This is a genomic window from Xenophilus sp. Marseille-Q4582 (assembly GCF_916700565.1).
Lineage (GTDB): Bacteria > Pseudomonadota > Gammaproteobacteria > Burkholderiales > Burkholderiaceae_C > Xenophilus.
This window is the reverse complement of record NZ_CAKAKO010000002.1, coordinates 744,723-767,092: the sequence shown is the minus strand read 5'-3', so window position 1 is coordinate 767,092 and position 22,370 is coordinate 744,723. Positions and strand designations below refer to the sequence as shown.

Here is a 22,370-nt window from a genome sequence, read left to right as displayed (position 1 = left end):
TTTCATTCCAACTAGGGCGTGTTAACACAAACTGCGAAGTCCATCGGCCACCAGCACAAAGCTGAGGAAGCCGAGGAACATCACGTCGAGCTTCTCGAATCGGGAGAAGATGCGTCGATAACCCTTGAGCCGCCTGAACAGACGCTCCACTTCGTTGCGGCGTTTGTACATAGCCCGGTCGTACTCCCATGGATCCAGCCTCTTCCTTGAGGGTGGAACGACGGGAATGAAACCCAAGTCCAGCGCCAGTTGGCGCGTCTCGTTGCCCTCGTAGGCGCGATCCATGAGCAAGTGCACGGGTCTGCTGGTCTTTCCCAGACTTTCGATCAGGCGTCGACCTGCAGGCGCATCGTGCGCCTGACCTGGTGACAAACAGAATGTCACGGCCGTTCGAGCATCCGCGGCAACCATATGAATCTTGGTGTTCCATCCGCCTCGAGACTTGCCGATGGATTGCGGCCCGTTTTTTTTAAAGCGCCAGCGCCATCGGGGTGCACTTTGATGCTGGTGCTGTCGAGCGAGACTGCCTCAATCTTGATGCGAATGACCTGCTCGCGCTGTAGCTCTTCAAACATCTTGTCCAGCACGCCAGCCTTGGTCCAGCGGCGCATGCGCGTGTAGATGGTGTGCCAGTTTCCAAACCGCTTGGGCAATCCACGCCACTTGCAGCCGTGCTCGGCAACATACAACATGGCGTTGACCACTTGCAAATTGGTCAGGCTGACATTGCCGCGCTGCAGAGGCAGGCAATGCTCAATGCGCGAGAACTGTTCAGGGGTGATTTCCATACTCGCAGTTTCTTGGAAAACTGCCAGTCTGGAAATTAGTGTTAACACGCCCTAGATCCTCATCCTGGAGACTCTCTCATGCAAGGCTTCCGACGTTCCCTCTTGCTGGCGGCATCGCTGCTGGCGCTCGCGCCCCTCGCGCCTCTCGCCCACGCGCAAGGCTTCCCCACGAAGCCGATCAAGATCGTCTTCACGTACGCGCCCGGCGGCACGGGTGAAGTGATCGTGCGCACGCTTGCCACGTCGATGAGCGAGCTGCTCGGCCAGCCGGTGGTGGTGGAAAACAAGACCGGCGCTTTCGGCTCCATCGGCACCATGGCCGTGAAGCAGGCACCCCCTGACGGCCATACGCTGCTGGTGACGACCATCGGCACCGTCGTGCTGGCGCCGATGGTGACCAAGGACGCGAGCTTCGACCCGGTCAAGGGCCTCACGCCGATCGCCAACCTCGCAATGACGCCAATTGTTCTGCTCGTGCACCAGAGCGTTCCCGCCAACGACTTCCCGGGCTTCGTCACGTGGGCGAAGCAGCAGGCCAAGGGCGTGGACATCGCCGTCGCCGGCCCTACGCCGGAGTTGGCGACCGCGCTGCTCGCGCAGCAGGCCAAGCTCAATCTCGTGAACGTGCCTTTCCGCGGCAGCGGCCCCGCGCTGCAGTCGGTGCTGGCCGGCGACACCAAGGTCATCTTCCAGGCGCCGTCGGTGCAGATGATGGAGTTCATCAAGCAGGGCAAGCTCAAGGTGATCGGCGTGACGAGCGCGCAGCCCAGCCCCGCGGTGCCTGGCGCGGTGCCGCTCAACAAATTCGTGCCGGGCTATGTGCAGGACATCAACTTCGCGCTGTGGGCGCCGCCCGGCACGCCGGCCGACGTGGCCGCCAAGCTGACCGAGACCGTGCGCAAGGGCCTGTCGGCACCGGGCATGGCCGAGAAGTTCGTCGCGTCCTCCGTGCCGCTTGCAGTGGCCGGGCCCGATGAAGTGACCCGCATCACCACGCGCGAGTCGAACAACATCAAGAAGATCATGGAAACCGTGCCGATCAAGTTCGAGTGAGGTCGACCCACCCCCGAAGCGCCTGCGGCGCTACCCCCTCAAGGGGTCGCCCCCAGCGGACCGGCAAAGCCGGATCCGCGGCGGCACTGGAAACACGTAACGAAAGCCTCCTATGAACGTGCGTACCTTTCTCAAGACCATCATGGAAACGACAACCGTCAAGTTCGGGGAATGACGATGCAGATGAATCGACGCAACGCCCTGGCCGCCTTCGCGGCGGCTGCCGTTCCTGGCGCATGGGCGCAGGACCGCTATCCGAGCCGCCCCATCCGCATCATCGTGACGAACGCCGCCGGCGGCGCATCGGACATGATCGCGCGCATGATCGGCACGGGCCTGACCGCTGCACTGGGGCAGCCCGTCGCGGTCGAGCCGATGCCGGCCGCCAACGGCATGTGTTCGAAGACCAGGTCGCGCTCAAGCCGCAGGCCGTGGCGGTCCAGTCGCCACAGGGGGACTGGACGTATGCGCAGCTCGGCGAGCAGGTCGCGCGCATGTCCGCGTGGCTGCGCGTACAAGGCGTTGCGCGAGGCGACCGCGTGGCGATCCTCTCGGAGAACCGGCGCGAGTTCGTGCTGACCCTGCTGGCGGCCGCGAAGGTCGGCGCGATCGTCGCGTGCATGAACTGGCGGCAGACGGCGGAGGAGCTCGCGCATTGCATCACGCTCGTCACGCCGAGGATCGCGCTGGTGTCGCCACGGTACGAGCAGCATGTGAAGCTGTTCGGCGAAGTTGCGGTCACGATGATCGGCGAGGAGCTCGAAAGCGACATCGGTGGGGTGCGCTTCGCTTCGACCCCACCCTGCGGGAACGGCGACGTCGTGGAGCCGGAGGACGGCCTCTACATCCTGTACACCAGCGGCACGACCGGCAAACCCAAGGCTGCGCTCGTGAGCCACCGCGCGCTCGTTGCACGCGGCGCGGTCAACACCATGGACCGTGGCGTGCGGCGGGGCGCGACCTTCATCGCCTGGCCGCCGATGTTCCACATGGCCTCCGCCGACAGCATGCTCGTCACCCTCATCGGCGGCGGCAAGGTGATCGTGATGGACGGCCTCGACGTGGGCGTGCTTTGCGACCTTGGCGAGCGCGAGGACAACGTCGGCTGGTTCGTGCTGATGCCCGGCATGATCGACAAGGTGCTGGACGAATACGCGCGCCGAGGCACGCGTCCGCACCCGGCGGATTCGGTGGGCTGCATGGCGGACCTCGTGCCGCGCCAGCAGATCGTCGACGTCACGCGGCTGTTCAACGCACCGTTTCGCAACACCTTCGGATCGACCGAAGCCGGCCCCGCGCCGGGCAGCGGCGGGCGTGTTCCCGTGGGTGTCGCCCCGGAGAACCTCGCCAAGAACCAGAGTTCGCTGTGCCGCGTGCGACTGGTGGACGAGGCGGGCCAGGATGTCGCACCGGGCGAGCCCGGCGAGCTGCTGCTGCGCAGCCCCACGCTCTTTTCCGGCTACTGGGGCATGCCTGAGGCGACAGCCGAAGCCTTCGCTGGGGGATGGTTCCACACGGGCGACGTGTTCACGCGCCAGCCCGATGGCACGCTGCAGTTCGTCGACCGACGCAAATACCTGATCAAGTCCGGCGGCGAGAACATCTACCCTGCCGAGATCGAACAGCTGCTGCTCGCGTCCCCGCGCATCGCCGACGCCGCCGTGGTGCGCAAGCGCGACGCGAAGTGGGGCGAAGTGCCCGTCGCATTCGTCGCCGTGCGCGACGAAACGCTCTCGGCGGAAGAAGTCGTCGCGCTGTGCCGCGGCCGCATCGCGAACTACAAGCTGCCGCGCGAGGTGCGCTTCATCCGCAACGAAGACATGCCGCGCAGCACCACCGGCAAGATCGTGCGCTCCGAGCTGGAGGCGCTGCTGCAGTGAAAGGCGACTGGACGCACGCGTGGCAGCCGATGGTCGATGCCGTCGGCCGCGACTTCGGCGAGGGGCGCACCGAGGTGTGGGGCGAGACGATCGAAGCGAGCATGGTGCGCCGCTACATCGAGCCGCTCGAGCTCGACTCGAAGCTGCATTCCGACGCGGCCTTCGCGCGCGCGCACGGCTACGCGGACATCGTCGTGCCGAGCACCGCCATCGCGAGCTTCGCGATGCCCCTGCTGTGGAACCCCGGCGATTCGCCGCTCTTCGACGACGCGGCGCGGGACGCGCAACCCACGCGCAGCCACATCGGCGGCGTGCGCTTCGGCCTGGAGCCGCCCACCACGCATTTCTTCGGCGTCGACGCGGAAGCGGACTACCTGCTGCCGGTGGTCGTCGGCGACCGGCTGTGCAGGCGCGGCGCATTGCTGCTGTCGTGCAAACCGAAAGAGACGCGGGTGGGACAGGGCGCCTTCATCTCTTGGCAAACCGAGGTGATCAACCAGCGCCGCGAGCGGGTCGCGCTGCTGCGCACGACGTTCTTCCGCTACAACGTGCTGCGCGCCGAGCCTGTCACCCGGGGCTCGACCCGGGGTCGTGGGCCCGCGAGCGCACACGATGCCGGGTCGAGTCCGGCATGACAGGAACACCATGACCCAGCGCCGCTTCGACGACGTGACGGCAGGCGAACCGCTCGCGCCGGTGCACTATCCGGGCTCTCCGGAATAACTTGTGGAACAGGTGACCATGCAGTATCCTCCTGAGTCGGATTTTCGGGTTATCGCCATCGTTGCGATAACCCGATGGCACGATGCCTAAGCTACTTTGTTGGAAGATTGTGTTGCCGGACTGAGTGTGTAACCTTGGTAGCCGTCTTCCGCGACTTTCAAAATACGTTGGTAGTAATTGCCAACCCCGCCAACATAAGGCATGAACACAACGGGTTTGCCGGGCGTGTTCGAACCATAAAACCACGTGTCTTTTGAGTGGGCGTAAAGTGTTCGGTTGGCGGCTTCAGTTACATGCTCCGTCCATGTGTCCTGAGCCTCGACAGAGGCTTCAATAGTGGCGATATTATGGGCCTCCATATATTTTGCGCAATCGGTTACCCATTCCACATGTTGTTCAATGGATGTCACCATATTGCTGAACACGGACGGGCTGCCGGGGCCTGCGATGATGAACATATTGGGAAAACCGTTCACAGTCATGCCCAGGTAAGTGCGCGGGCCCGCCGCCCACTCGTCTTTAAGCCGGCGGCCGTTACGTCCCACCGGATTGATACGATTCATCGCGCCGGTCATGGCGTCGAAGCCGGTGGCAAAAATAATCATATCCAGTTCGTACTCAGTGCCGTCTTGCAGCAATACGCCTTTCGGGGTGATGCGGTCGATGGCGTTCTTGCGCACATTAACCAGCGACACGTTGTCGCGGTTAAACGTTTCGTAGTATTGCGTTCCTGAACATAAACGTTTTGTGCCGATGTAAAGCTCTCCAGGGGGGCATAGTGCCTCCGCCGTTTCCGGATCTTTCACAATACTGCGGATTTTGTCGCGCACAAACTCGGCCGCCTCATGATTCACTTCGGGGTCGGTCAGAATATCCTTAAAGGCGCGCATCATGTAAAGGCCCCCCAGGTCCCAGCGCCGTTCCAGTTCGGCCCTGCGTTCTTCGTCGCTAACCTCTTTACCCGATTGGTGGTTGCTGACCTGGTTGTGGCCGAAGCCCGACTGGCGCGCAAACTTGCGGCGCTCAGGGTAGGTGGCTTTCCATTCTTTTTCCACATCCGGCTTCATGGGGTGGTTTTGCGCCGGCATGGTGTAGTTGGGTGTGCGCTGGAAGACATATAAATGTTTCGCGTCTTGCGCAACAATGGGAATCAGCTGAGTCGCAGACGAGCCAGTCCCAATGACGCCTACCCGTTTTCCACTGACATCCACACCTTCTTTTGGCCAATCGCCTGTATGGAACCATTGCTTTTCAAAGCTTTCCAGGCCTTTCATATTGGGAACCTGGTGCACCGATAAAACACCGGTTGCCATCACTGCATACTTGGCTGAGAACGTTTCGCCTTGCTCGGTTGTAATAAGCCAGCGGTTCGACTCTTCGTTGAATGTGGCCCCAGTGACGCGGGTATTCAACTGTATATCTTTTGCCAGGTCGAAGCGGTCCACGACATGGTTGATATACGCCAGGATTTCAGGTTGGCTTGCGTAGCGTTCCGACCAGTTCCATTCCTGTTGCAGCTCGTTTGAGAACGAAAAGGAATAATCAAGCGATTCAATATCGCATCGGGCGCCGGGATAGCGATTGTGATACCACGTTCCTCCAACACCGTCGCCCGCTTCCAGGACACGTACCGACATGCCCATTTGGCGGAACTTATAGACGGCGTATACGCCGCCGAACCCGGCTCCGACAACAATGGCGTCGAACTGCCGGACAGCGGGATCCTGCTGTTTTTCCTGCATCTAAGAGTCTCCTCTGCCTACCGCGACGGGCAGGCAGTTACTTCTATAATAATTTGCTTAAATAGTACTGATAACTGCAACAAATAGTACGGTTAACTGACGATTTAGATTAACGCAGGTATGAGAGGGCGTCAACTACGTGTTTTCCCTGATAACGCCCTTGGTATTAAGGTTACGACTTGGGCGTATTCCAGGAGTCTTGTGCTTCGATACCGTTCGGTGTGAAGGTTTCGATGATGGTTTCATACGTAAAGGAGACGTCTTCCATGTGTCCCATGCTTTTGGGCACCTCGAAAAACCTCAAAACTCTTCAATGTTGGTACAATAAAGCCTATCAAAACCAACGTGATCTGACGGACCCGCCATGTCTCGCAACGCCATTAAAAACGATCTGTTTTCCCACGATCAGCGCCGCCAGTGTTGATTCATTTCCAAAGCTGGGCCATTTCGGGACGCATTCACGTTGAAATTTGAGCCACGTTGCCGCTCTATCCTGCTGAATTTTTCAGCACGGGGGAGCAGGAGTGATCAACGTGAGCACATTGAGCAAGTTACGCCGCCTCGTGCTGAGGCAGGACGTGTCGGTGCGCGAGGCCAGCCGGCGCCTGGGCATCTCGCGCAACACAGCCACCAAGTGGCTCAAAGACGGGCAGATGGCCGAACCCCGATACCCGCAGCGGGTGTCGGGCCCCAGCATCCTGGATCCGTACAAGGAGCAGTTGAGCCAATGGCTCAAGGCCGATAGCCATCGCAGCAAACGCGATCGACGCGGGATCAAGGCCATGTTTGAGGCGCTGCGCGCGCAGGGCTAGAGCGGCAGCCGAGGGCCGGTCTAGGCCTTTGCCCAGCGCTGGCAGCAAGAGGAAGGCAACGCTGCGCGTGGTGCGGGGTTCGTGCCGGTGAGCATCGAGTTGGGCGAGGCGTTACAGTTCGACGGGAGCTGCGAGTCCCTGTGCATCGGCGGGCTGCGCCGCCGCCTGGAAGTGGCACACACCAAGCTGGCGGCCAGTCGCGCCTTCTGCCTGGTGGCGTACTACAGCCAAGCGCACGAGATGCTGTTCGATGCGCACGCACGGGCGTTCGCCCTCTTCGGTGGCGTGCCCCGGCGGGGCATCTACGACAACATGAAGACCGCTGTGGACAAGGTCGGCCATGGCAAACAGCGCAGCGTCAATGCACGCTTCGAGGCGATGACCGGGCACTACCTGTTCGAGCCGGAGTTCTGCAACCGGGCCGCCGGCTGGGAGAAGGGGGTCGTGGAGAAGAACGTTCAGGATCGGCGCAAGGACATCTGGCGTGAGGCCAGCGAGCGGCGCTGGGGGACGCTTGGTGAACTCAACGACTGGTTGCAGCAGGCCTGCGTGAAGGCCTGGGCTGAGATGAGTCACCCGGAATGGACTCAGCTCACGGTGGCCGATGTCTGGCAGGACGAACGTGCTCGTCTCATGCCCAACCCCCGTGCGTTTGATGGCTACGTGGAGCAGCCGGTACGGGTCTCTGCGACCGCACTGATCCACTTCCAGCGCAACCGCTACAGCGTGCCGTGTGAATGGATTCATGCGGTGGTCAGTCTGCGGGCCTACGCGGATGGCCTGCTGGTGGTCGGGCCCGATGGGCGACAGGTGCGCCTGGCGCGCAGCTTCGAACGTGATCAGACGCTCTACGACTGGATGCATTACATCGCGCTCATCGAGCGAAAGCCCGGCGCGCTGCGCAACGGCGCGCCCTTCAAGACCATGCCCGAGCCACTGCAGGAAATGCAGCGCCAGTTGCTGCGCCACAGCGGTGGCGACAGGGTGATGGCGCAGGTGCTCATGGGGGTGAGCCTGCATGGACTGGAGGCCGTGGTGGTGGCGGTAGAGCTGGCGCTGCAGTCCGGGCGGGTGAGTGCCGAGCACGTGCTCAACGTGCTCTCGCGTCTGAAGGAGCAGCGCGTGCCCGAGCCACCGGTGGCCACGATGCTCAAGCTCAACACGCCGCCACTGGCCAACCTGCAGCGCTACGACGCACTGCGCAACGTCCAGCCTCATGAGGCATCACCGGAGTCCGACCATGCATGACGTCATTGATGCCCTCAAAGCGCTGGGCCTGCACGGCATGGCCAGTGCCTGGCCGGAGGTACTGGGCACCGCCCGCATGAAGTCGCTGGATCATGAGGCCGTGCTGCACCAGCTCATCAAGGCCGAGACCGCTCAGCGTGAGGTGCGTTCCATGGCTTACCAGATGCGCGTGGCGCGCTTCCCTTCGCACCGTGACCTCGCCGGCTTTGACTTCGCCCACGCGCAGCTCGACGAAGCACTGGTGCGCCAGTTGCACACCCTTCGCTTCGTGGAGTCGGCGCACAACGTGGTGCTGGTTGGTGGCCCCGGCACGGGTAAAACCCACCTGGCCACGAGCCTGGGGATCGAGGCCATTCGCATGCATGGCAAGCGGGTGCGCTTCTTCTCAACGGTGGAGCTGGTCAACGCCCTGGAGCTGGAGAAGGCGCAGAACAAGGCCGGGCAAATGGCGCACCGCCTGATGTACGTCGATCTGGTGATCCTGGATGAACTGGGCTACCTGCCATTCACGCAGTCGGGCGGCGCGATGCTGTTCCACCTGCTCTCCAAACTCTATGAGCGAACGAGCGTGGTGATCACCACCAACCTCACCTTCTCGGAGTGGAGCAGCGTCTTTGGAGACGCCAAGATGACCACGGCCTTGCTTGACCGGCTCACGCACCATTGCCACATCGTCGAGACGGGCAACGAGAGCTGGCGATTCAAGCACTCCAGTGCCGCTGGCGCGGCTCCCCCAAAGCAACGCCCAAAGAGCCAGAAAGGAGATCGAAAAACAGCAGACCCGATAGACTTATCCACAACCGAATAGTCAAAGAATCCATCAACCCAGTGGCTCAATATTCAACGTGATCACTGGCTCAGTTGTGCTGATGAATCAACAACCAAGATGCTCACAGCGCTCGGGGCGACACCAGTGCCAATGCCGCTGCCGCAGACCCCCGAATCACTGGCCAAAGGAGTGATTGATGGCGCGTTGATCCCATGGGAAGTTTCGCCCGCGTTGAAGTTGGAGGAAATCGCACAGTTCCACACCGAACTGGATCCATCGTCGGGCCAGATCTCAAACTCGGTATTCATCTTTGCAATGAACCCGGCCAAGTATAACAGCCTGCCGCCCGACTTGAAAAAGGTTATCGACGCAAACAGCGGGCCCGAGGCGTCGGCTTGGGTAGGAAGGGTGTTCGCCGAGTCCGGGCTGCCCGGACGCAAGATCGCCGCGGATCGCAAGAATATCTTCTACACAGTGCCGGCTGCGGAAGTTCAACGCTGGCAAGCGGCTTCTGAAGGTGTCGTGGCCGAATGGGTGAAGGACGTGACTGCTAAAGGCTATGACGGGAAAAAACTGCTCGAAGAAGCTAAAGCCTTAATGAAATAAACAGAATGCCGGTAGTCACGACACTCACGCGCGGCTGCCGGCGCAATCCCCGGCATCTCCAGCGAAACGGGACTGATGCAAGTCGCCGCCATCAATCGCGTGGTCTGACTCTGCCGGTGACGCAGGTCCTGTCCGAGATCCGCTTTCAAGCGTCTTTATACGGTTTATGGCCAAGGCTACGGGAAATCGATTCTGCTGTTCGCAAGGTGAGTGGCACAAGCGCTTCGATCTGCCCTTCTGTAATCCGTGCGGACGGTCCGACGACGGCAATTGCCGCAATAACCGTGCCGTTGAAGTCGAAGACCGGCGCCGCGATGCCCCGGATGTCGGCAATGAATTCTTCCCGTTCGATGCAGTAGCCGGCTTGTCGGATCTCGGCAAGCTGACTGCGAAGCACGGCCGGGTCGACGATCGTATTTTCCGTGTATCGGGCTCGGGGCGCGCGCAGCGCTTCTTCGATCACTTCATTAGGCTGAAAGGCGAGCAGGACCTTTCCGTTTGCCGTGCAATGCAGCGGCGCCCTTCCTCCTATGCGCGCCGCCACGCGCACCGGCTGGCTGCTCTCGATCTTTTCGAGGTAGAGCAGTTCGTTGCGATGGAGGATCGCCAAATGGGTTGTTTCGTTTGTCTCATGGGAAAGCCGGGCCAGATGAGGTCTTGCCACATGGGACAGCTCGCTTTGGGCCAGTTTGGTGCCCGCAAGCACGATGATGCCGTGACCAAGGGTATATTTCTTGGTGTCGGAAAGCTGCTCGACCAGGCTGTGTGCTTCAAGTGTCTTGAGCATATTGAAAACGGTCGCTTTGTTGAGGCCGAGCCTTGTCGCGAGCTCCGTGATCCCGAATGCCGGCGCCTCGGGGGTAAATTGCTCAAGAAGCGTCAATGCATTGTCAAGCGACTTCATGAGGGCGCCCTTTGCCTGGCCCTTGCTGTCCTGTTCCATATGCTTGTCCCATCATCTGATCCGTGAGGATTAAGCGAATTTGTCGAAGCGAATCTGGGATCGCTTAACCCGTGACTTGAGCAGCAAACGTACCATGGCATCAATCATGGCGGGCGGCCCCCCCATATAGACCTGGCGCGCAGAAAGGTCTCCCGCACTGCGGGCGACCACCTCATGTACATAGCCGCGTTCGCCTTTCCAATCCGCGAACTCGCCCGCTTCCGAAATGGCCCAGGTAACTCGCACCGCCCCTCCAGCCGCCTCAATGAGCTCTTGGAGGGACGCGGTCGCGAAAATGTCGGCGGGCGTCCTTACTCCGATAAAAATATCCAGACGCTGCTTGCGAAGCAGGCCGCGGGATAGCGCATCGCGCGCAATCGACAGGATAGGCGCGAGGCCGGTACCGCCGGCGACGCAGAGTATATCGCGCTGTGCGGTCGCATCGATGAATGCGTGACCCACCGGCACCACCAGGCGCAAGGGGATGTCGCGCGCCCCGACCAGAATTGGCGATGACACGCCACCCGGGACGCGGCGGATATAGAACTCGAGAGTGGAGGTCAGCGTATTGCCGGTGTTTGCCATCGAGTAGGCGCGATATCCTGTGACGCCGGGCACTTCAAACAATGCGTATTGGCCGGCGAGGAAAGTAATCGGCTCGTCGAGTTGAACCATCACGCGTGCGATATCGCTCGTCTCAGTTTCCGCGCTTGCCCGGCCCTTCACGATGCGGACCGGGGGTAGACTCGCGTCCCGCGATTTACATAACGCGTCCGGCAATCTACAGTCACTCTGTGGTAATGCCTGGCACAGGAGCACATGGCCCTCTTGGCGCTTTGTCTCGGGCAGCCCGGGCGCATCCGGCCAGCGGACGACGACAGCACCTTCAATGATCTGGGTACGGCATGAGCCACAAGTTCCTGTCGCGCATTCATACGGAAGCGCATAGCCTGCCCGCAGGCCTGAAATCAGGAGCGGTTCGTCCGTTGCAGCGTCGAAGCCGTTGGCGGCGTCAAAATGGATTCGATGAGGCATGGTCATTAGTCGAGAGTCCGGCAGTTGGTGATGAGGATTCCACTAGTGCGGAAAGAAATGGGCGATATCCGCCTTTATTGCCTGGTCTTGCTGGTTCTATCCGGCAAGACCAGGCAATTACTCGGCCGCTTCCGGGAGTTCGACGAACACCTCGTCGCCGATGACGCTCACAGGATACTGTTGCAGTTTTGCGTCCTCGGGTTCAATCCCGGCGCCCGTCTGTGCGTCGAACTGCCAAAGATGTTCTGTACAAGTGATTACTTCACCATCAAAGGCGCCTTGGCAAAGCGGGATGTCCATATGTGGACACTTGTTCTGGAAGGCACGGATTGCTCCTTTGGTAGAGACCAAGAGCAGGCTGTTGTCAGTGCCCGGGACGGACATTTCGATCATCTCACCCTCCGGAATGTCGGTCCTGGCACATAGCTTGATCGGTTGCGTATTCATCAGTTATCTCGTTAAAGCGGCAAGGGGGTTGGCACTGTGAACATGCGCGTATGGAGCCGTACTGTCCGGCTGTCGATGAGCCAGGTGTCTCCGTTTTTCACGAGCCGATCCTCATAGTGGCCCACGGCGAACAGGTCGCTCTGTCCCTTCATGTCAGTACGGAACACTGAAAAGGTCGACCGCGCCAATGCCTCGCCTTTTTCGAGGCTGATTTGATCCACAGTGATCTGATGCGTCCGGTCGGCCAGGTCATGCACATGTTCCGCCGACTCCTTCAACAGGCGTAGAAGCTCGGCGCGTTTAACCGACATCCAAATCATTTCCTTGCCAATCTCGGGACTGTATGCGCGCAACACATAGCTCCCCGGTTCTGCAAAGGAAGCGATGACGGCAGCAAAATCCTTAGTGTCAAGCAGCCGCCCCACGCGCGCAATCAGCTCGCGTATCGCTTCACGCTCGAAGAGTTGGCTTGCGACGTCAGACATTGGTGATCTCCTTTATTGAATGAGAAACATCGGTATCCACATTACCGTGCCTGAACGGATCATTCGGCGCGCGTCCAAGGCACCGACCCCATTCCTGATAGAAGGCGCGGAGGTTGGCATCGTCCTGCGGTTTCAGCCCTTCTTCCCTGGCAAAGAGGCTGTATCGCGATCCACCCTGGACCATGGTCTCCCACTGCGTTTCGACGGCGGCGATATCCTCTGGGAGATTGCGACCGGCCGGTCCCCATACCTCATTGTGGTGCTGGATCCGCATTGCGCGGACGTCCGGTGTATCGGACTTGAGCCCTACGCCGCGCCATTCGACGAGGGTCTTGCCGGGTGCGAGTGGCGTCATTGTGTCTATACGCATCACGGTCGCGCGAATATTGAGCATCACGTCAGGAAACAGCAGCATGACGACCATGCCGTTCGGCTGCATTCCCGGCAATGCGCCCTCGCTCCGCTCCCCCAGCCCGTAACTGTCGTAGTGAATTACACCCTGCTCAATGATGTTGTGGGAATTCTGGTAAAGCAACCAATTGCGTTCGTGATAGCTCTTGTGTGCGACGGCGGTGCGCCGGTTCAGCACATGCAGGAATTCATGATAGAGCTCGGAGTTGTTGTCTACGAAGAGCTTCCAGTTCGTATTGATGATCGCGCGATGGTAATGGAATACCTCAAGCTCTTCCTGGCCAAGGTGGGTCTTCATATGGTCCGCCATACCACCCAAGAATTGCTCGAGTGGTGGCACGTCGTCCTTCAGGCAAACGAACACCATGCCGCAGAAGATTTCCGTTCGGACAGAGCGCAGTCCAACGTCGTCTTTTTTCAGACTGCAGCCGTCATATCCCTTGCTTCGGGTGATGCTTGTGCACTTACCGTCGAGCGCAAACGTCCATAGATGATAAAGGCACTGCAGGCCCTTCTTCGCATTTCCACGCTCGTCGCGCACTAGGCGCGCGCCCCGGTGTGGGCAAACGTTAAAGAACGCCATAATCGACCGGTCCTCGCTGCGCAGGATGACAACCGGTACCCCGGCGATTTCCTTCGCCCGGTAGTCGCCGGGTTCTGGCAGTTCCGATTCGTGACAGACAAGCCGCCACGTTGCAGCCAGGATTTTCTCTCGCTCTTCCTCGAAAATCACCGGATCCGTATAGATTCGGTTATCTACATAGTGCGTAGACGGAAGCTTAGGGGCAGTAGCCCAGGGACTGACATGATCCATTGCGTTCTCCACATGATCCATTGCGTTCTCCGTTTAGGTATAATAAACATCATTTATTTATAATAAATGATGGCATGTGTACCTCAAGCTGTCAACCACCACACGACGGTTGTGGTGCAAATAGCGGCATCGGTTAGAATCGGTCGATTTGACTGACATGGCCAAGCGCAAGACCATCGAAGAGCTGTTCAAGGGCAGACACTTTGAGCGGGAGATCATCATTCTGTGTGTGCGCTGGTACTTGCGCTTCAAGCTTTCATCGCGCGATCTGGTGGAAATGATGGCCGAGCGCGGTTTGACTGTCGCGCATACAACCATCCTGCGTTGGGTGCAGCGCTTCGTTCCCGAGTTCGAGAAACGCTGGAACCGGTATGCCACTGCAGCCGGCTCCGCTTGGCGCGTCGACGAGACATATGTGAAGGGCCTTGTCAACTTAACGCCGTATTGGCGAAGTGAGAGCTGGTGAAATGGTGCTCAGACTGCGGTAGACGGATTTTGGGTAACGCCAGTGACGAGATGCCAGATAGCGAAGCGTCTGGCGAGTTGATTACGATAGCGCACAGCGCCGAGTTGGTGGCGCTTGATGGCGAAATGCTGTCGGATCGGTCCGAAGCTGGACAGGAATGTTTGCGTTCGTCCTGGCGAGCGAAAGCCTTTCATGCGCCGTTCGCGTTCGCGTGTTGGCTGATGACTATTCTCGGCCCGGTTGTTGACCCGGGCTGCAGCTTTGACGAACACATGCTTGACGTCAGCCAGTTCGGGAATCTCGACTTTCGCCGCCGGATAGCTGCGTAGCTGGTCGGTGACGATCTTACGCGGGCCATTTGGATATTGGGCCAGCAGACGCTGGAAGAAGCGCTTGGCTGCCGCCTTGTCGCGGCGTTTCTGCAGCAGGATATCGAGCTCAGCACCATGCTGGTCGATGGCGCGCCACAGCAGATAAGGCTCACCGCCGACATTGACGAAGACCTCGTCGAGATGCCACGTTGCGCCGGGAGCAGGCCTGGCCTGCTTTACCCGATGGGTAAAGTGCGCGCCGAACTTGTCACACCACCGCCGGATCGTTTCGTAGCTGACGACCACGCCGCGCTCGAAGAGCAGCTCTTCGATATCCCTCAAGCTCAACTGAAATCGGAAATACCAGCGCACCGCGCGACTGATGACGGCGTCTGGAAAACGATGGCGGTGGTAAAGGGGCTTGGATGTCTGCATCGATCGACTTTACCAGCTTCAATCGTTACCGTGACAATGCCCCTGGCAGACATCCCCGATCTCATCTTGCGCCGCTACGCGCGCCGACTTGTCTCCAGGCCGCCCTCAGCCGGAGCCAAGATCAAAGAGCCAGCGCGCACCGTGGAGGTCGCATGCTTTCTTCGGTATTGCCTGTTCACCACCACAGACCAGTTGATCCTTATGGTGCAGCGCCGGATCGCCGATCTGTGGCGTCAGGCTGCCGCCGATGTCCCCGCTACCGTCAATTGGGCCGCAATGTACAAAACGCTGCTCGGCGAACTTGTTGCCTTGAGCGCGCAAGGTGCGGTGCCAGATGCTGAGTTGCGTGCCCGTCTTGAAGCCTTGATCACCGAAACCCAGAAACGCAAACCACCGAGCAGGGCCTCCCTGGTCCGCGAGGGATTGATTGATGGAATTCGCCCCGTGCGGTCGTTGCTCGTCGCCATTGCAAAGCTGCCCTGGCAGGCCACCGGCGAGCATCCTGCCATCGAGTACCTTGCCAAGCTGCAAGCTTTATATCTCAAAGGATCCAGAAATCTGCCAGTTGAAGTGGTGGCACCAAGTCTGGGAATGCTCTGGCAGGTTTCGATCGCCAGCCCAGACCGGGAACGGGCGTTTCAGGCGTTGGAGGTGGCCACCCTGTTTGCACTGCGCCGCGCGGTGCGCAATGGCTCGGTCTGGATTGAGCACAGCCTGAGCTTTCGGGGTCGTGCGCGCTTGTTCTTCACGGACGAGCGTTGGCAGGCAGAGTCCAAGAAACACTATGCCCGTCTATCGTTACCCAGCAAGGCTGCCACTTTCTTGAAGCCTTTGCTGGCCAGAGTAACTGCCGGTGTCGATGCGGTGGCCGCTGCAGCCCGCAGTGGCGTACTGCGCGTGGATGATGAACTCCATTTGTCGCCATTGCCCGCAGAGGACGAAGACCCAGAAGTGACCAAGCTGCGCGCGGCTTTGGATCACCGCATCGGTGAGGTTCAATTGCCGGAAGTGATTCTGGCCGTTGACGCCCAGGTGCGCTTTAGCTGGATCATGCTCGGACGTGAGCCGCGCTCTACCGACGAGCTGCTGATGGTCTATGCCGGCATCATGGCCCACGGCACCAGTCTGACTGCGGTCGAATGCGCGCGCATGATTCCGCAATTGTCTGCCACCAGCATTCGCCAGGCCATGCGCTGGGCGCGGGACGAACGGCGTCTGAGCCAGGCCTGCCAGGCTGTGCTGGAATTCATGCAGCGACACCCGATTGCCGCCACCTGGGGGCGGTCCGATTTGGCATCTTCTGACATGATGAGCATGGAGACCACCAAACGGGTGTGGCAAGCCCGGCTTGATCCTCGGCGCAACACACCTTCCATTGGAATCTACTCCCATGTAAAAGACCGGTGGGGCATCTTCCATGCGCAGCCCTTTGTGCTCAATGAGCGCCAGGCGGGCGTGGCCATTGAAGGTGTCATCCGCCAAGAAAAGCTGGAGACCAGCCAGCTTGCTGTGGATACCCATGGCTACACCGACTTTGCCATGTCACATGCCCGTTTGCTTGGTTTTGATCTTTGCCCGCGGTTGAAGGAACTCAAACAGCGCCACCTCTTTGTGCCACGCGGCACCAAAGTGCCCGCAGAAATCGCTGCGGTGTGCGAAGCCAATGTCGACGTCGCTTTGATCGAAAAGCATTGGGATAGTCTGGTGCACCTGGCAGCCTCGGTCATGAGCGGACATGCCAGTGCGGTGGCAGCTCTTGCGCGGTTCGGTTCTGCCGCCCAGGGCGATCCAATCTATGAGGCTGGCGTGCAATTGGGGCGGTTGCTGCGTACGGCGTTTTTGGCTGACTACTTTGTCAAGGACGCTTTCAGGAACGAGTTGCGCCGGGTGCTCAATCGGGGCGAGGCTGTTAACGCCCTCAAGCGCGCCATTTATACCGGCCGGATCAGCCCGGCGCAGGCCAAACGTGTCGATGAAATGCAGGCTGTGGCCGATGCGTTGAGCCTGATGGCCAACATCGTGATGGCGTGGAATACCTCACAGATGCAGGCGGTCCTGGATCGCTGGTCGAACCGCCGCCAGGTCATTCCACCGGAACTGATCGGGAAGATTGCGCCCACCAGGCTGGAGAGCATCAACTTGCGGGGTGTGTTTCGCTTCCCGGTTGACCGCTATGCTGACCAAATCCTGCCTTCGCGGCCAAATGCATCGATAACTGGCACCAATGGATGAAACCGACCACGGTTTGACGCCACGAATCGCAGATTTGAAAGTGAACAGGAAAGTCAATGAAATCAACGATCTACCAACACCACCTCCGCGCCAGTGCTAGCTTTTCGTACCGTCACTTATTGCACTGAAAACGAGGAGACCCCGTGAGCGGCGCTGGTGCTCGCTCATCCACTGGAATCCAAGGACCGTGCAGGCTACTTGTTGGTGATCGAATAGCGTGCGCCCGCGTTCATACATGGCTCTCAGCGAGGCGACTTCTGGTGCTGCAATGCCAAGCTCGTTGCCAAGGTGGCGCCACAAGGCTACTGGAATTACCCGAAAGGCACCGAGCAAACGCCCACTCATGCGCAGGAAACCAATATGGAGCGCCAGACCAAGCTTGTGGGAATCACCTCGGCGTGCATTGATTGCGTCGCGCTCGGCACCATCGAAGGTGAAAAATGCCTTCATCTCGAAGTCGCTGATATCGCGGGGGAGCCCACGCATCCCCAAAAACGTTGTGTGCCAACCCTGCATCGTGAACCTCAAAAGTGGGAGGCCACCATACCCGTTTACAAAGCGAACAGGAAAGTCAATGAAATCAACGGTCTACCCAGACCACCCCCGCGCCAGTGCTAGCTTTGCGTACCGTCACTTATTGCACTGAAAACGAGGAGACCCCGAGATCCGGATCCAGGGCCGTCGGCGAGGCCGAGCCGCGCAGCGAGTCGGCCGGCGGCATGTCGAGCTCGGGCAGTCCGCGCAGCCGGCGCGTGCTTTTCCAGAGATTCGTGCGCACCGGCCCCGGGCAGAGCACGCTCACACCCACGCCTTGCGGCGCGAGTTCCTGCCGCAGCACTTCCGACAGGCCCATCACGGCGTACTTGCTGGCTGCATAGGCCGCCGTGCCGGCCGAGCACAAGCCCAGCGCGGAAATGGAGGCCGTGTTGACGAGATGCCCGCGCCCGCGCGCGGCCATGCGGCGCGCGGCGACGCGGCTACCGGCGAACACGCTGTCGAGGTTCACGCGCATGGTGAGGTCCCAGTAGGCGTCATCCATGTCTGCCACGGTCATGCCAAGCGCGCTCAGCCCCGCGTTGTTGCACAGCACGTGCAGCGGGCCCAGGTCTTCCTCGACGCGGTCGGCCGCCTGCTCCCAGGCTGCGCGGTCCGTCACGTCCAGCCGCAGCGCGAGCACGCGGTGGCCATGCGACTGGAGTTCCTGCGCCCGCGCACCCAAGCTATCCTCGTCGATGTCGGCCATGGCGACCGCCATGCCGGCCTGCGCCAGGGCGCGCGAGAGGGCGAGGCCGATGCCGCCAGCCGCGCCCGTGACGAGGGCCGCGCCCGGCGCGAAGGCCTCCAGGCGCGGCACGGGCGAACTCTGCGATGTCATTGTTCTCATCCTTGATCCTGCATGCGATGCTGGATTCTGCGGTGCGGGATGCGCCGCGCCCGAGCGACGATTTGTCATGCGCCGTGAGCCGCCGTCACTCGGGCACCCTGCCCGGGCGCAGCGCGGATCCAGGGCGCGAGACATCGACCGCGGCCTCGGCGCTCTCTAGGGACGGCAAGATCGTCGACAGGTCCGGCGGAGATTCGCTACGAGTGAACAGGCGCTTCCTGACCACCATTGCACTGCTGCATGCCCACGCCCTTGGTGATGGAGCAACGCCCGCGTCTTTGGCAGGCCCCGCCCGCCGCCGCGGGGCGTTCGCCCTGCTTGCTAGAACATCGCCACCCGGATCCACTGCGCGATCAGCGCGGGCTTGTCCTCGCCGTCGATCTCCACCGTGATGTCGTAGACGAGTTCCGTGCGGCTGCCGTCTTCCTTCGTCTTTGCGCTCGCCAGCACGAAGGCGCCGCGCACGCGGCTGCCCACGCGCACGGGCGCGACGAAGCGCACCTTGTTCAGGCCGTAGTTCATGCCCATGGTGGACTCCTGCACGCGAGGCAGCACCTCGTAGGCCATCGTCGGGATCAGCGACAGCGTGAGGAAGCCATGCGCGATCGTGCTGCCCACCGGCGACTTCGCCGCGCGCTCGGGGTCCACATGCAGCCAGTTGTGGTCGTTGGTGAGCGTGGCGAAGCGGTCGATCATGGCCTGGTCGATCGCGATCCAGCGCGAGTGCACGGGTTCGCCACCGACGCCCGCCACGATGTCCGTGATGGGCGCTTCGGTCAGCGCGTGGGCGAGTTTCCCGATCGAGTCGACGGCGTCGTTCATGCAAGGGCCTCCTGTTTGCGTTGCGTTGCGCCCTGCGCGCCGAAGACGCCGGCGGCGGCGAGTTCAGCCAGGCGTGCGTCGTCCATGCCGAGCAGGTCGCGCAGCACCTCGTGCGTGTGCGCGCCGAGCGCGGGCGCCGCGACGGGGTCGACCACCGGCGTGTCCGACAGGCGCGCGGGCGGCGTGAGATTGGGCACCCACCCTGCCACGGGGTGCGGGATGCGCGTGACGAGCCCGCGCGCGGCGGCCTCGGGCGAGTGCAGCGCCTGCGCGAGCGTGCGCACTTCGCCGCTCGGGATGGCGAGCTCGCGGAACTTCGCGCGCCAGTGCGCCCAGGGCTGCTTCGCGAATGCGTCGATCAGGATGGCGAAGATCGCGTCGCGGTTCGCCATGCGGCCGGCGCGCCCTTCGAAGCGCGGGTCGGTCGCGAGCTGCGGCATGCCGATGGCCACGGTGAGCCGCTGGAAGATCTTGTCGTTGCCGCTGTTCACGTAGAACGCGACGTCCGACGCGCGGAACACGCCGGAGGGCGACGTGTCGGGGCTGGTGTTGCCGTTGCGCTTCGGCTCCATGCCGGCGAACAGGTACTGCATGGGCGCGTGGGCCGTCATGGCGATGGCGCTGTCGAAGAGCGCCACCTCGCAATACTGGCCCGCGCCCGTGTGGTGCCGCGCCATCAGCGCCGCCAGCACGGTGTTGCACACCATGAGCGAGGTGCCCATGTCCATCACCGGGGACAGCGCGCGCACGCCTTCGCGGTCGGCGTAGCCGTTCATCGAGATGAAGCCGCTTTCGGCCTGCACGATCGGGTCGAACCCCGTCCGGTCGGCGAACTCGCCGTCGCGGCTGTACGCGGGCACCGAGCAGTACACGAGCCGCGGGTTGATCGCGCGGCAGGTCTCCCAGTCGAGCCCGAAGCGCTGCATCACGCCGGTGGAGAAGTTCTCCACGAGCACGTCGCTCTTTGCGACCAGTTCCTTCACCACGTCCAGGGCGCGCGGGTTCTTGAGGTCCAGCGCGATGCTGCGCTTGTTGCGGTTGGCGAAGAAGAACGACGACCCCTGTGCGGGCATCTGCGCATCCACGGGCGGGTAGTGGCGGAGGTCGTCGCCCTTGCCGGGCGTTTCGATCTTGAGCACGTCCGCGCCGAAGTCGGCCAGCATCATCGTGGCGTAGGGGCCGGCGATGAAATGGCTGAAGTCGAGCACGCGGATGCCGCCGAGGGCCGTGGGAGCACCGGGCTTGCGCGCAGGCGCCGTGGGGAATTCGTTCGCAAAGTCTTGCAGGCGTGGGTACATGGTCGTGTGGTTCGAGGTCTTGGTTTGCTGGTTCAGGCCGCCAGGGCATGCATGCGGGCAAGGCGCGTTGCCAGCGCGCTCCCGGCCATGGCCACGAGCATGGCGGCCAGCGCGGCCCAGTGCAGCGCGTCCCAGCGGCCAAGTGCGATCAGCGCCGCGCCGATGGCGCTGCCGGCAGCCTGGCCGCCGTAGATCGCGGAGGTGTTGAGTGCGATGGATGCGGACGCGAGCTGCGGCGCGATGCCCGCGAGCCGCGCCTGCTGCGCCGAGTTGGACGCGTAGTAGCCGAGCGCCCACGGCGCGATGATGACCGCGACCAGCGCGAAGCCTGTCGCGAGCGGCCATGCTGCCAGCGTGACCGCGCTCAGGGCCAGCGATGTCATGACGGCTGCTGCCGGCCCCGTGCGGTCGACCGTGCGCGACATGAGCGCGTTGCCGGCCAGGCCCACCATGCCGAACCACATGAGCACCAGGCTCAGTTCCCCCGTCGAAAAGCCCACCTGCCCCTTGAGATAGGGCGCGATGTAGGACCACAGGATGAACTGCCCCGTGCCGAACGTGAGCGTGACGGCCAGCGTGCTCATGAGCGCCGGTGAGCGCAGCGTGCGGCTCCAGGCGGCCGCGGACAGCCGCGTCGCGCGCACGCCGTCGGGCATGGTGCGCCAGATCCAGATGGCATTGATGACGCCCATCGCGCCGATGAAGGCGAAGGTGACACGCCAGCCCCAGGTGCCGCCGATCCAGGCCGCCAGCGGCACGCCCAGCACCGCGGAGCTGGAGAAGCCGAGGAAGATGAACGTGATCGCCCGCGCACGCAGCTCGGGCGGAACGAGCATGGGCACGCTGGACGCGGCCTGTGGCGTGAAGATCGCGGGCGCGATCATGGCCATCACGCGCACCGCCATCAGCGAGTCGATGCCCGGCACGGCCGCGGCCACGATGTGCAGCAGGCCGAACCACAGCGCCGCGAACGAGAGCAGGCGCCTGCGGTCCCAGCCCGCGACCACCGCCGCGCACAGCGGCGCGCCCACGGCGACCATGAGCGACGACGCGGTGATGAGCCCACCCGCGCGCGCGACGCTCACGCCGAGCGAGCTGCTGATCTCCGGCAGTGTCGCGGCCAGCCCGCTGACGCCGCAGCCGATCGCGAAGTTGCCGAAGAGCAGTGCCTTCAGGACGGGCGGCATCCTGTCCGCGTTCGATGGCGTCGTCACGGCAGCGGCAATTCCACGACCACGCGGCCCGGGCCCACGGTCACGCCGCGTTCCGTGCGTGACTGCATCGACAGTTCCACCAGTCCGGCGCCAGCCTCGATCCACTTGCGCTCCACAAGGCCTTCGACGGTGACGGTCTGCCCCAGTGCAGCGGTCAGGCCCGTGCCGATCATGCGCGCGATCATGTCCGATGCGCCGCCGGCGGCGTTCGTCACGATGATGCGGATGGGGCGGCTCGGATAGCGGTCCTGCGCCCATGCGCCAGGAACGGCAGCCGCCGCGAAGGCGGCCAGGGCGTTGCGTCGATTCATCTGCATCGTCATTCCCCGAACTTGACGGTTGTCGTTTCCATGATGGTCTTGAGAAAGGTACGCACGTTCATAGGAGGCTTTCGTTACGTGTTTCCAGTGCCGCCGCGGATCCGGCTTTGCCGGTCCGCTGGGGGCGACCCC

Annotated in this window: 18 protein-coding genes and 5 pseudogenes; 8 read left to right on the top strand and 15 right to left on the bottom strand. The window is 61.9% G+C overall.

Annotated features, from left to right (window positions below):
- Positions 1-21: 21 nt before the first annotated feature.
- A protein-coding gene (locus LG388_RS08705) for an IS5 family transposase (RefSeq protein ID WP_225781940.1) occupies positions 22-788 on the bottom strand; the annotation gives its coding sequence in 2 pieces (ribosomal slippage) (positions 22-473 and positions 473-788; 768 coding nt in all).
- Between the two features lie 78 nt (positions 789-866).
- Between LG388_RS08705 and LG388_RS08700 the strand changes: the two genes are divergently transcribed.
- From LG388_RS08700 to LG388_RS08690, 3 genes are all read left to right on the top strand, one after another.
- Positions 867-1,841: a tripartite tricarboxylate transporter substrate binding protein gene (locus LG388_RS08700; protein WP_225782454.1), complete on the top strand. Its 975-nt coding sequence runs from the start codon at positions 867-869 to the stop codon at positions 1,839-1,841.
- Between the two features lie 395 nt (positions 1,842-2,236).
- Complete coding sequence (locus LG388_RS08695) at positions 2,237-3,721, top strand: class I adenylate-forming enzyme family protein (RefSeq protein WP_003060885.1); 1,485 nt, start codon at positions 2,237-2,239, stop codon at positions 3,719-3,721.
- Positions 3,718-4,356 (top strand): MaoC family dehydratase N-terminal domain-containing protein, encoded by a 639-nt coding sequence (locus LG388_RS08690; RefSeq protein WP_225782453.1) that lies wholly within the window; start codon positions 3,718-3,720, stop codon positions 4,354-4,356. The genes LG388_RS08695 and LG388_RS08690 overlap by 4 nt, the downstream gene beginning before the upstream one ends.
- Before the next feature lie 174 nt (positions 4,357-4,530).
- On the opposite strand, the gene LG388_RS08685 is transcribed toward LG388_RS08690, so the two are convergent.
- Together LG388_RS08685 and LG388_RS26795 are read right to left on the bottom strand one after the other, a co-directional pair.
- Entirely contained in the window at positions 4,531-6,186 is a 1,656-nt protein-coding gene (locus tag LG388_RS08685) for an NAD(P)/FAD-dependent oxidoreductase (RefSeq protein WP_225782452.1), read from the bottom strand.
- A gap of 172 nt (positions 6,187-6,358) precedes the next feature.
- Positions 6,359-6,469 (bottom strand): annotated as a pseudogene (locus LG388_RS26795) (type VI secretion system tube protein Hcp); the annotation flags it as partial.
- A 250-nt stretch (positions 6,470-6,719) separates the two neighbouring features.
- On the opposite strand from LG388_RS26795, the pseudogene istA reads away from it, so the two are divergent.
- The 3 genes and pseudogenes from istA (at position 6,720) to LG388_RS08670 (ending at position 9,621) form a co-directional block, all read left to right on the top strand.
- Positions 6,720-8,246 (top strand): annotated as a pseudogene (gene istA, locus LG388_RS08680) (IS21 family transposase).
- Complete coding sequence (gene istB / locus LG388_RS08675) at positions 8,239-9,054, top strand: IS21-like element helper ATPase IstB (protein ID WP_225782451.1); 816 nt, start codon at positions 8,239-8,241, stop codon at positions 9,052-9,054. The pseudogene istA and the gene istB overlap by 8 nt, the downstream one beginning before the upstream one ends.
- A 78-nt stretch (positions 9,055-9,132) precedes the next feature.
- The gene (locus tag LG388_RS08670; protein ID WP_225782450.1) at positions 9,133-9,621 is read left to right on the top strand and encodes a hypothetical protein; all 489 of its coding nucleotides are present in this window, start codon (positions 9,133-9,135) and stop codon (positions 9,619-9,621) included.
- Between the two features lie 145 nt (positions 9,622-9,766).
- Here LG388_RS08670 and LG388_RS08665 read toward each other — a convergent pair whose 3' ends face one another.
- From LG388_RS08665 to LG388_RS08645, 5 genes are all read right to left on the bottom strand, one after another.
- A complete protein-coding gene (locus LG388_RS08665; RefSeq protein WP_225782449.1) occupies positions 9,767-10,564 on the bottom strand; it encodes an IclR family transcriptional regulator in 798 nt (265 codons plus the stop codon).
- A 30-nt stretch (positions 10,565-10,594) separates the two neighbouring features.
- On the bottom strand, positions 10,595-11,605 hold the full coding sequence (locus LG388_RS08660) for a 2Fe-2S iron-sulfur cluster binding domain-containing protein (protein WP_225782448.1): 1,011 nt from the start codon (positions 11,603-11,605) through the stop codon (positions 10,595-10,597).
- 111 nt (positions 11,606-11,716) lie between these two features.
- Positions 11,717-12,046 (bottom strand): Rieske 2Fe-2S domain-containing protein, encoded by a 330-nt coding sequence (locus tag LG388_RS08655; protein WP_225782447.1) that lies wholly within the window; start codon positions 12,044-12,046, stop codon positions 11,717-11,719.
- An 11-nt stretch (positions 12,047-12,057) separates the two neighbouring features.
- Positions 12,058-12,531 (bottom strand): nuclear transport factor 2 family protein, encoded by a 474-nt coding sequence (locus LG388_RS08650; RefSeq protein WP_225782446.1) that lies wholly within the window; start codon positions 12,529-12,531, stop codon positions 12,058-12,060.
- On the bottom strand, positions 12,524-13,777 hold the full coding sequence (locus tag LG388_RS08645; RefSeq protein ID WP_225782445.1) for an aromatic ring-hydroxylating dioxygenase subunit alpha: 1,254 nt from the start codon (positions 13,775-13,777) through the stop codon (positions 12,524-12,526). The genes LG388_RS08650 and LG388_RS08645 overlap by 8 nt, the downstream gene beginning before the upstream one ends.
- A gap of 136 nt (positions 13,778-13,913) precedes the next feature.
- On the opposite strand from LG388_RS08645, the pseudogene LG388_RS08640 reads away from it, so the two are divergent.
- Positions 13,914-14,177: pseudogene (locus tag LG388_RS08640) on the top strand (IS6 family transposase); the annotation flags it as partial.
- A 53-nt stretch (positions 14,178-14,230) separates the two neighbouring features.
- Here the strand turns inward: LG388_RS08640 and LG388_RS08635 are convergent.
- Entirely contained in the window at positions 14,231-14,968 is a 738-nt protein-coding gene (locus tag LG388_RS08635) for an IS6 family transposase (RefSeq protein ID WP_225782444.1), read from the bottom strand.
- A gap of 42 nt (positions 14,969-15,010) precedes the next feature.
- Between LG388_RS08635 and LG388_RS08630 the strand changes: the two are divergent.
- Positions 15,011-17,200: pseudogene (locus LG388_RS08630) on the top strand (Tn3-like element IS1071 family transposase); the annotation flags it as partial.
- A 144-nt stretch (positions 17,201-17,344) separates the two neighbouring features.
- Here the strand turns inward: LG388_RS08630 and LG388_RS08625 are convergent.
- The 6 genes and pseudogenes from LG388_RS08625 to LG388_RS08600 all read right to left on the bottom strand — a co-directional run.
- Positions 17,345-17,716 (bottom strand): annotated as a pseudogene (locus tag LG388_RS08625) (DUF4158 domain-containing protein); the annotation flags it as partial.
- A gap of 118 nt (positions 17,717-17,834) precedes the next feature.
- Positions 17,835-18,575: an SDR family oxidoreductase gene (locus LG388_RS08620; RefSeq protein ID WP_225782443.1), complete on the bottom strand. Its 741-nt coding sequence runs from the start codon at positions 18,573-18,575 to the stop codon at positions 17,835-17,837.
- A 330-nt stretch (positions 18,576-18,905) separates the two neighbouring features.
- Complete coding sequence (locus LG388_RS08615) at positions 18,906-19,406, bottom strand: MaoC family dehydratase (RefSeq protein ID WP_225782442.1); 501 nt, start codon at positions 19,404-19,406, stop codon at positions 18,906-18,908.
- On the bottom strand, positions 19,403-20,704 hold the full coding sequence (locus LG388_RS08610; RefSeq protein WP_225782441.1) for a CaiB/BaiF CoA-transferase family protein: 1,302 nt from the start codon (positions 20,702-20,704) through the stop codon (positions 19,403-19,405). Before LG388_RS08610 ends, LG388_RS08615 begins: the two co-directional genes overlap by 4 nt.
- Positions 20,705-20,736: 32 nt before the next feature.
- Positions 20,737-21,891: an MFS transporter gene (locus LG388_RS08605; protein ID WP_225782440.1), complete on the bottom strand. Its 1,155-nt coding sequence runs from the start codon at positions 21,889-21,891 to the stop codon at positions 20,737-20,739.
- A gap of 23 nt (positions 21,892-21,914) precedes the next feature.
- Positions 21,915-22,229: a hypothetical protein gene (locus LG388_RS08600; protein WP_225782439.1), complete on the bottom strand. Its 315-nt coding sequence runs from the start codon at positions 22,227-22,229 to the stop codon at positions 21,915-21,917.
- Positions 22,230-22,370: the final 141 nt, after the last annotated feature.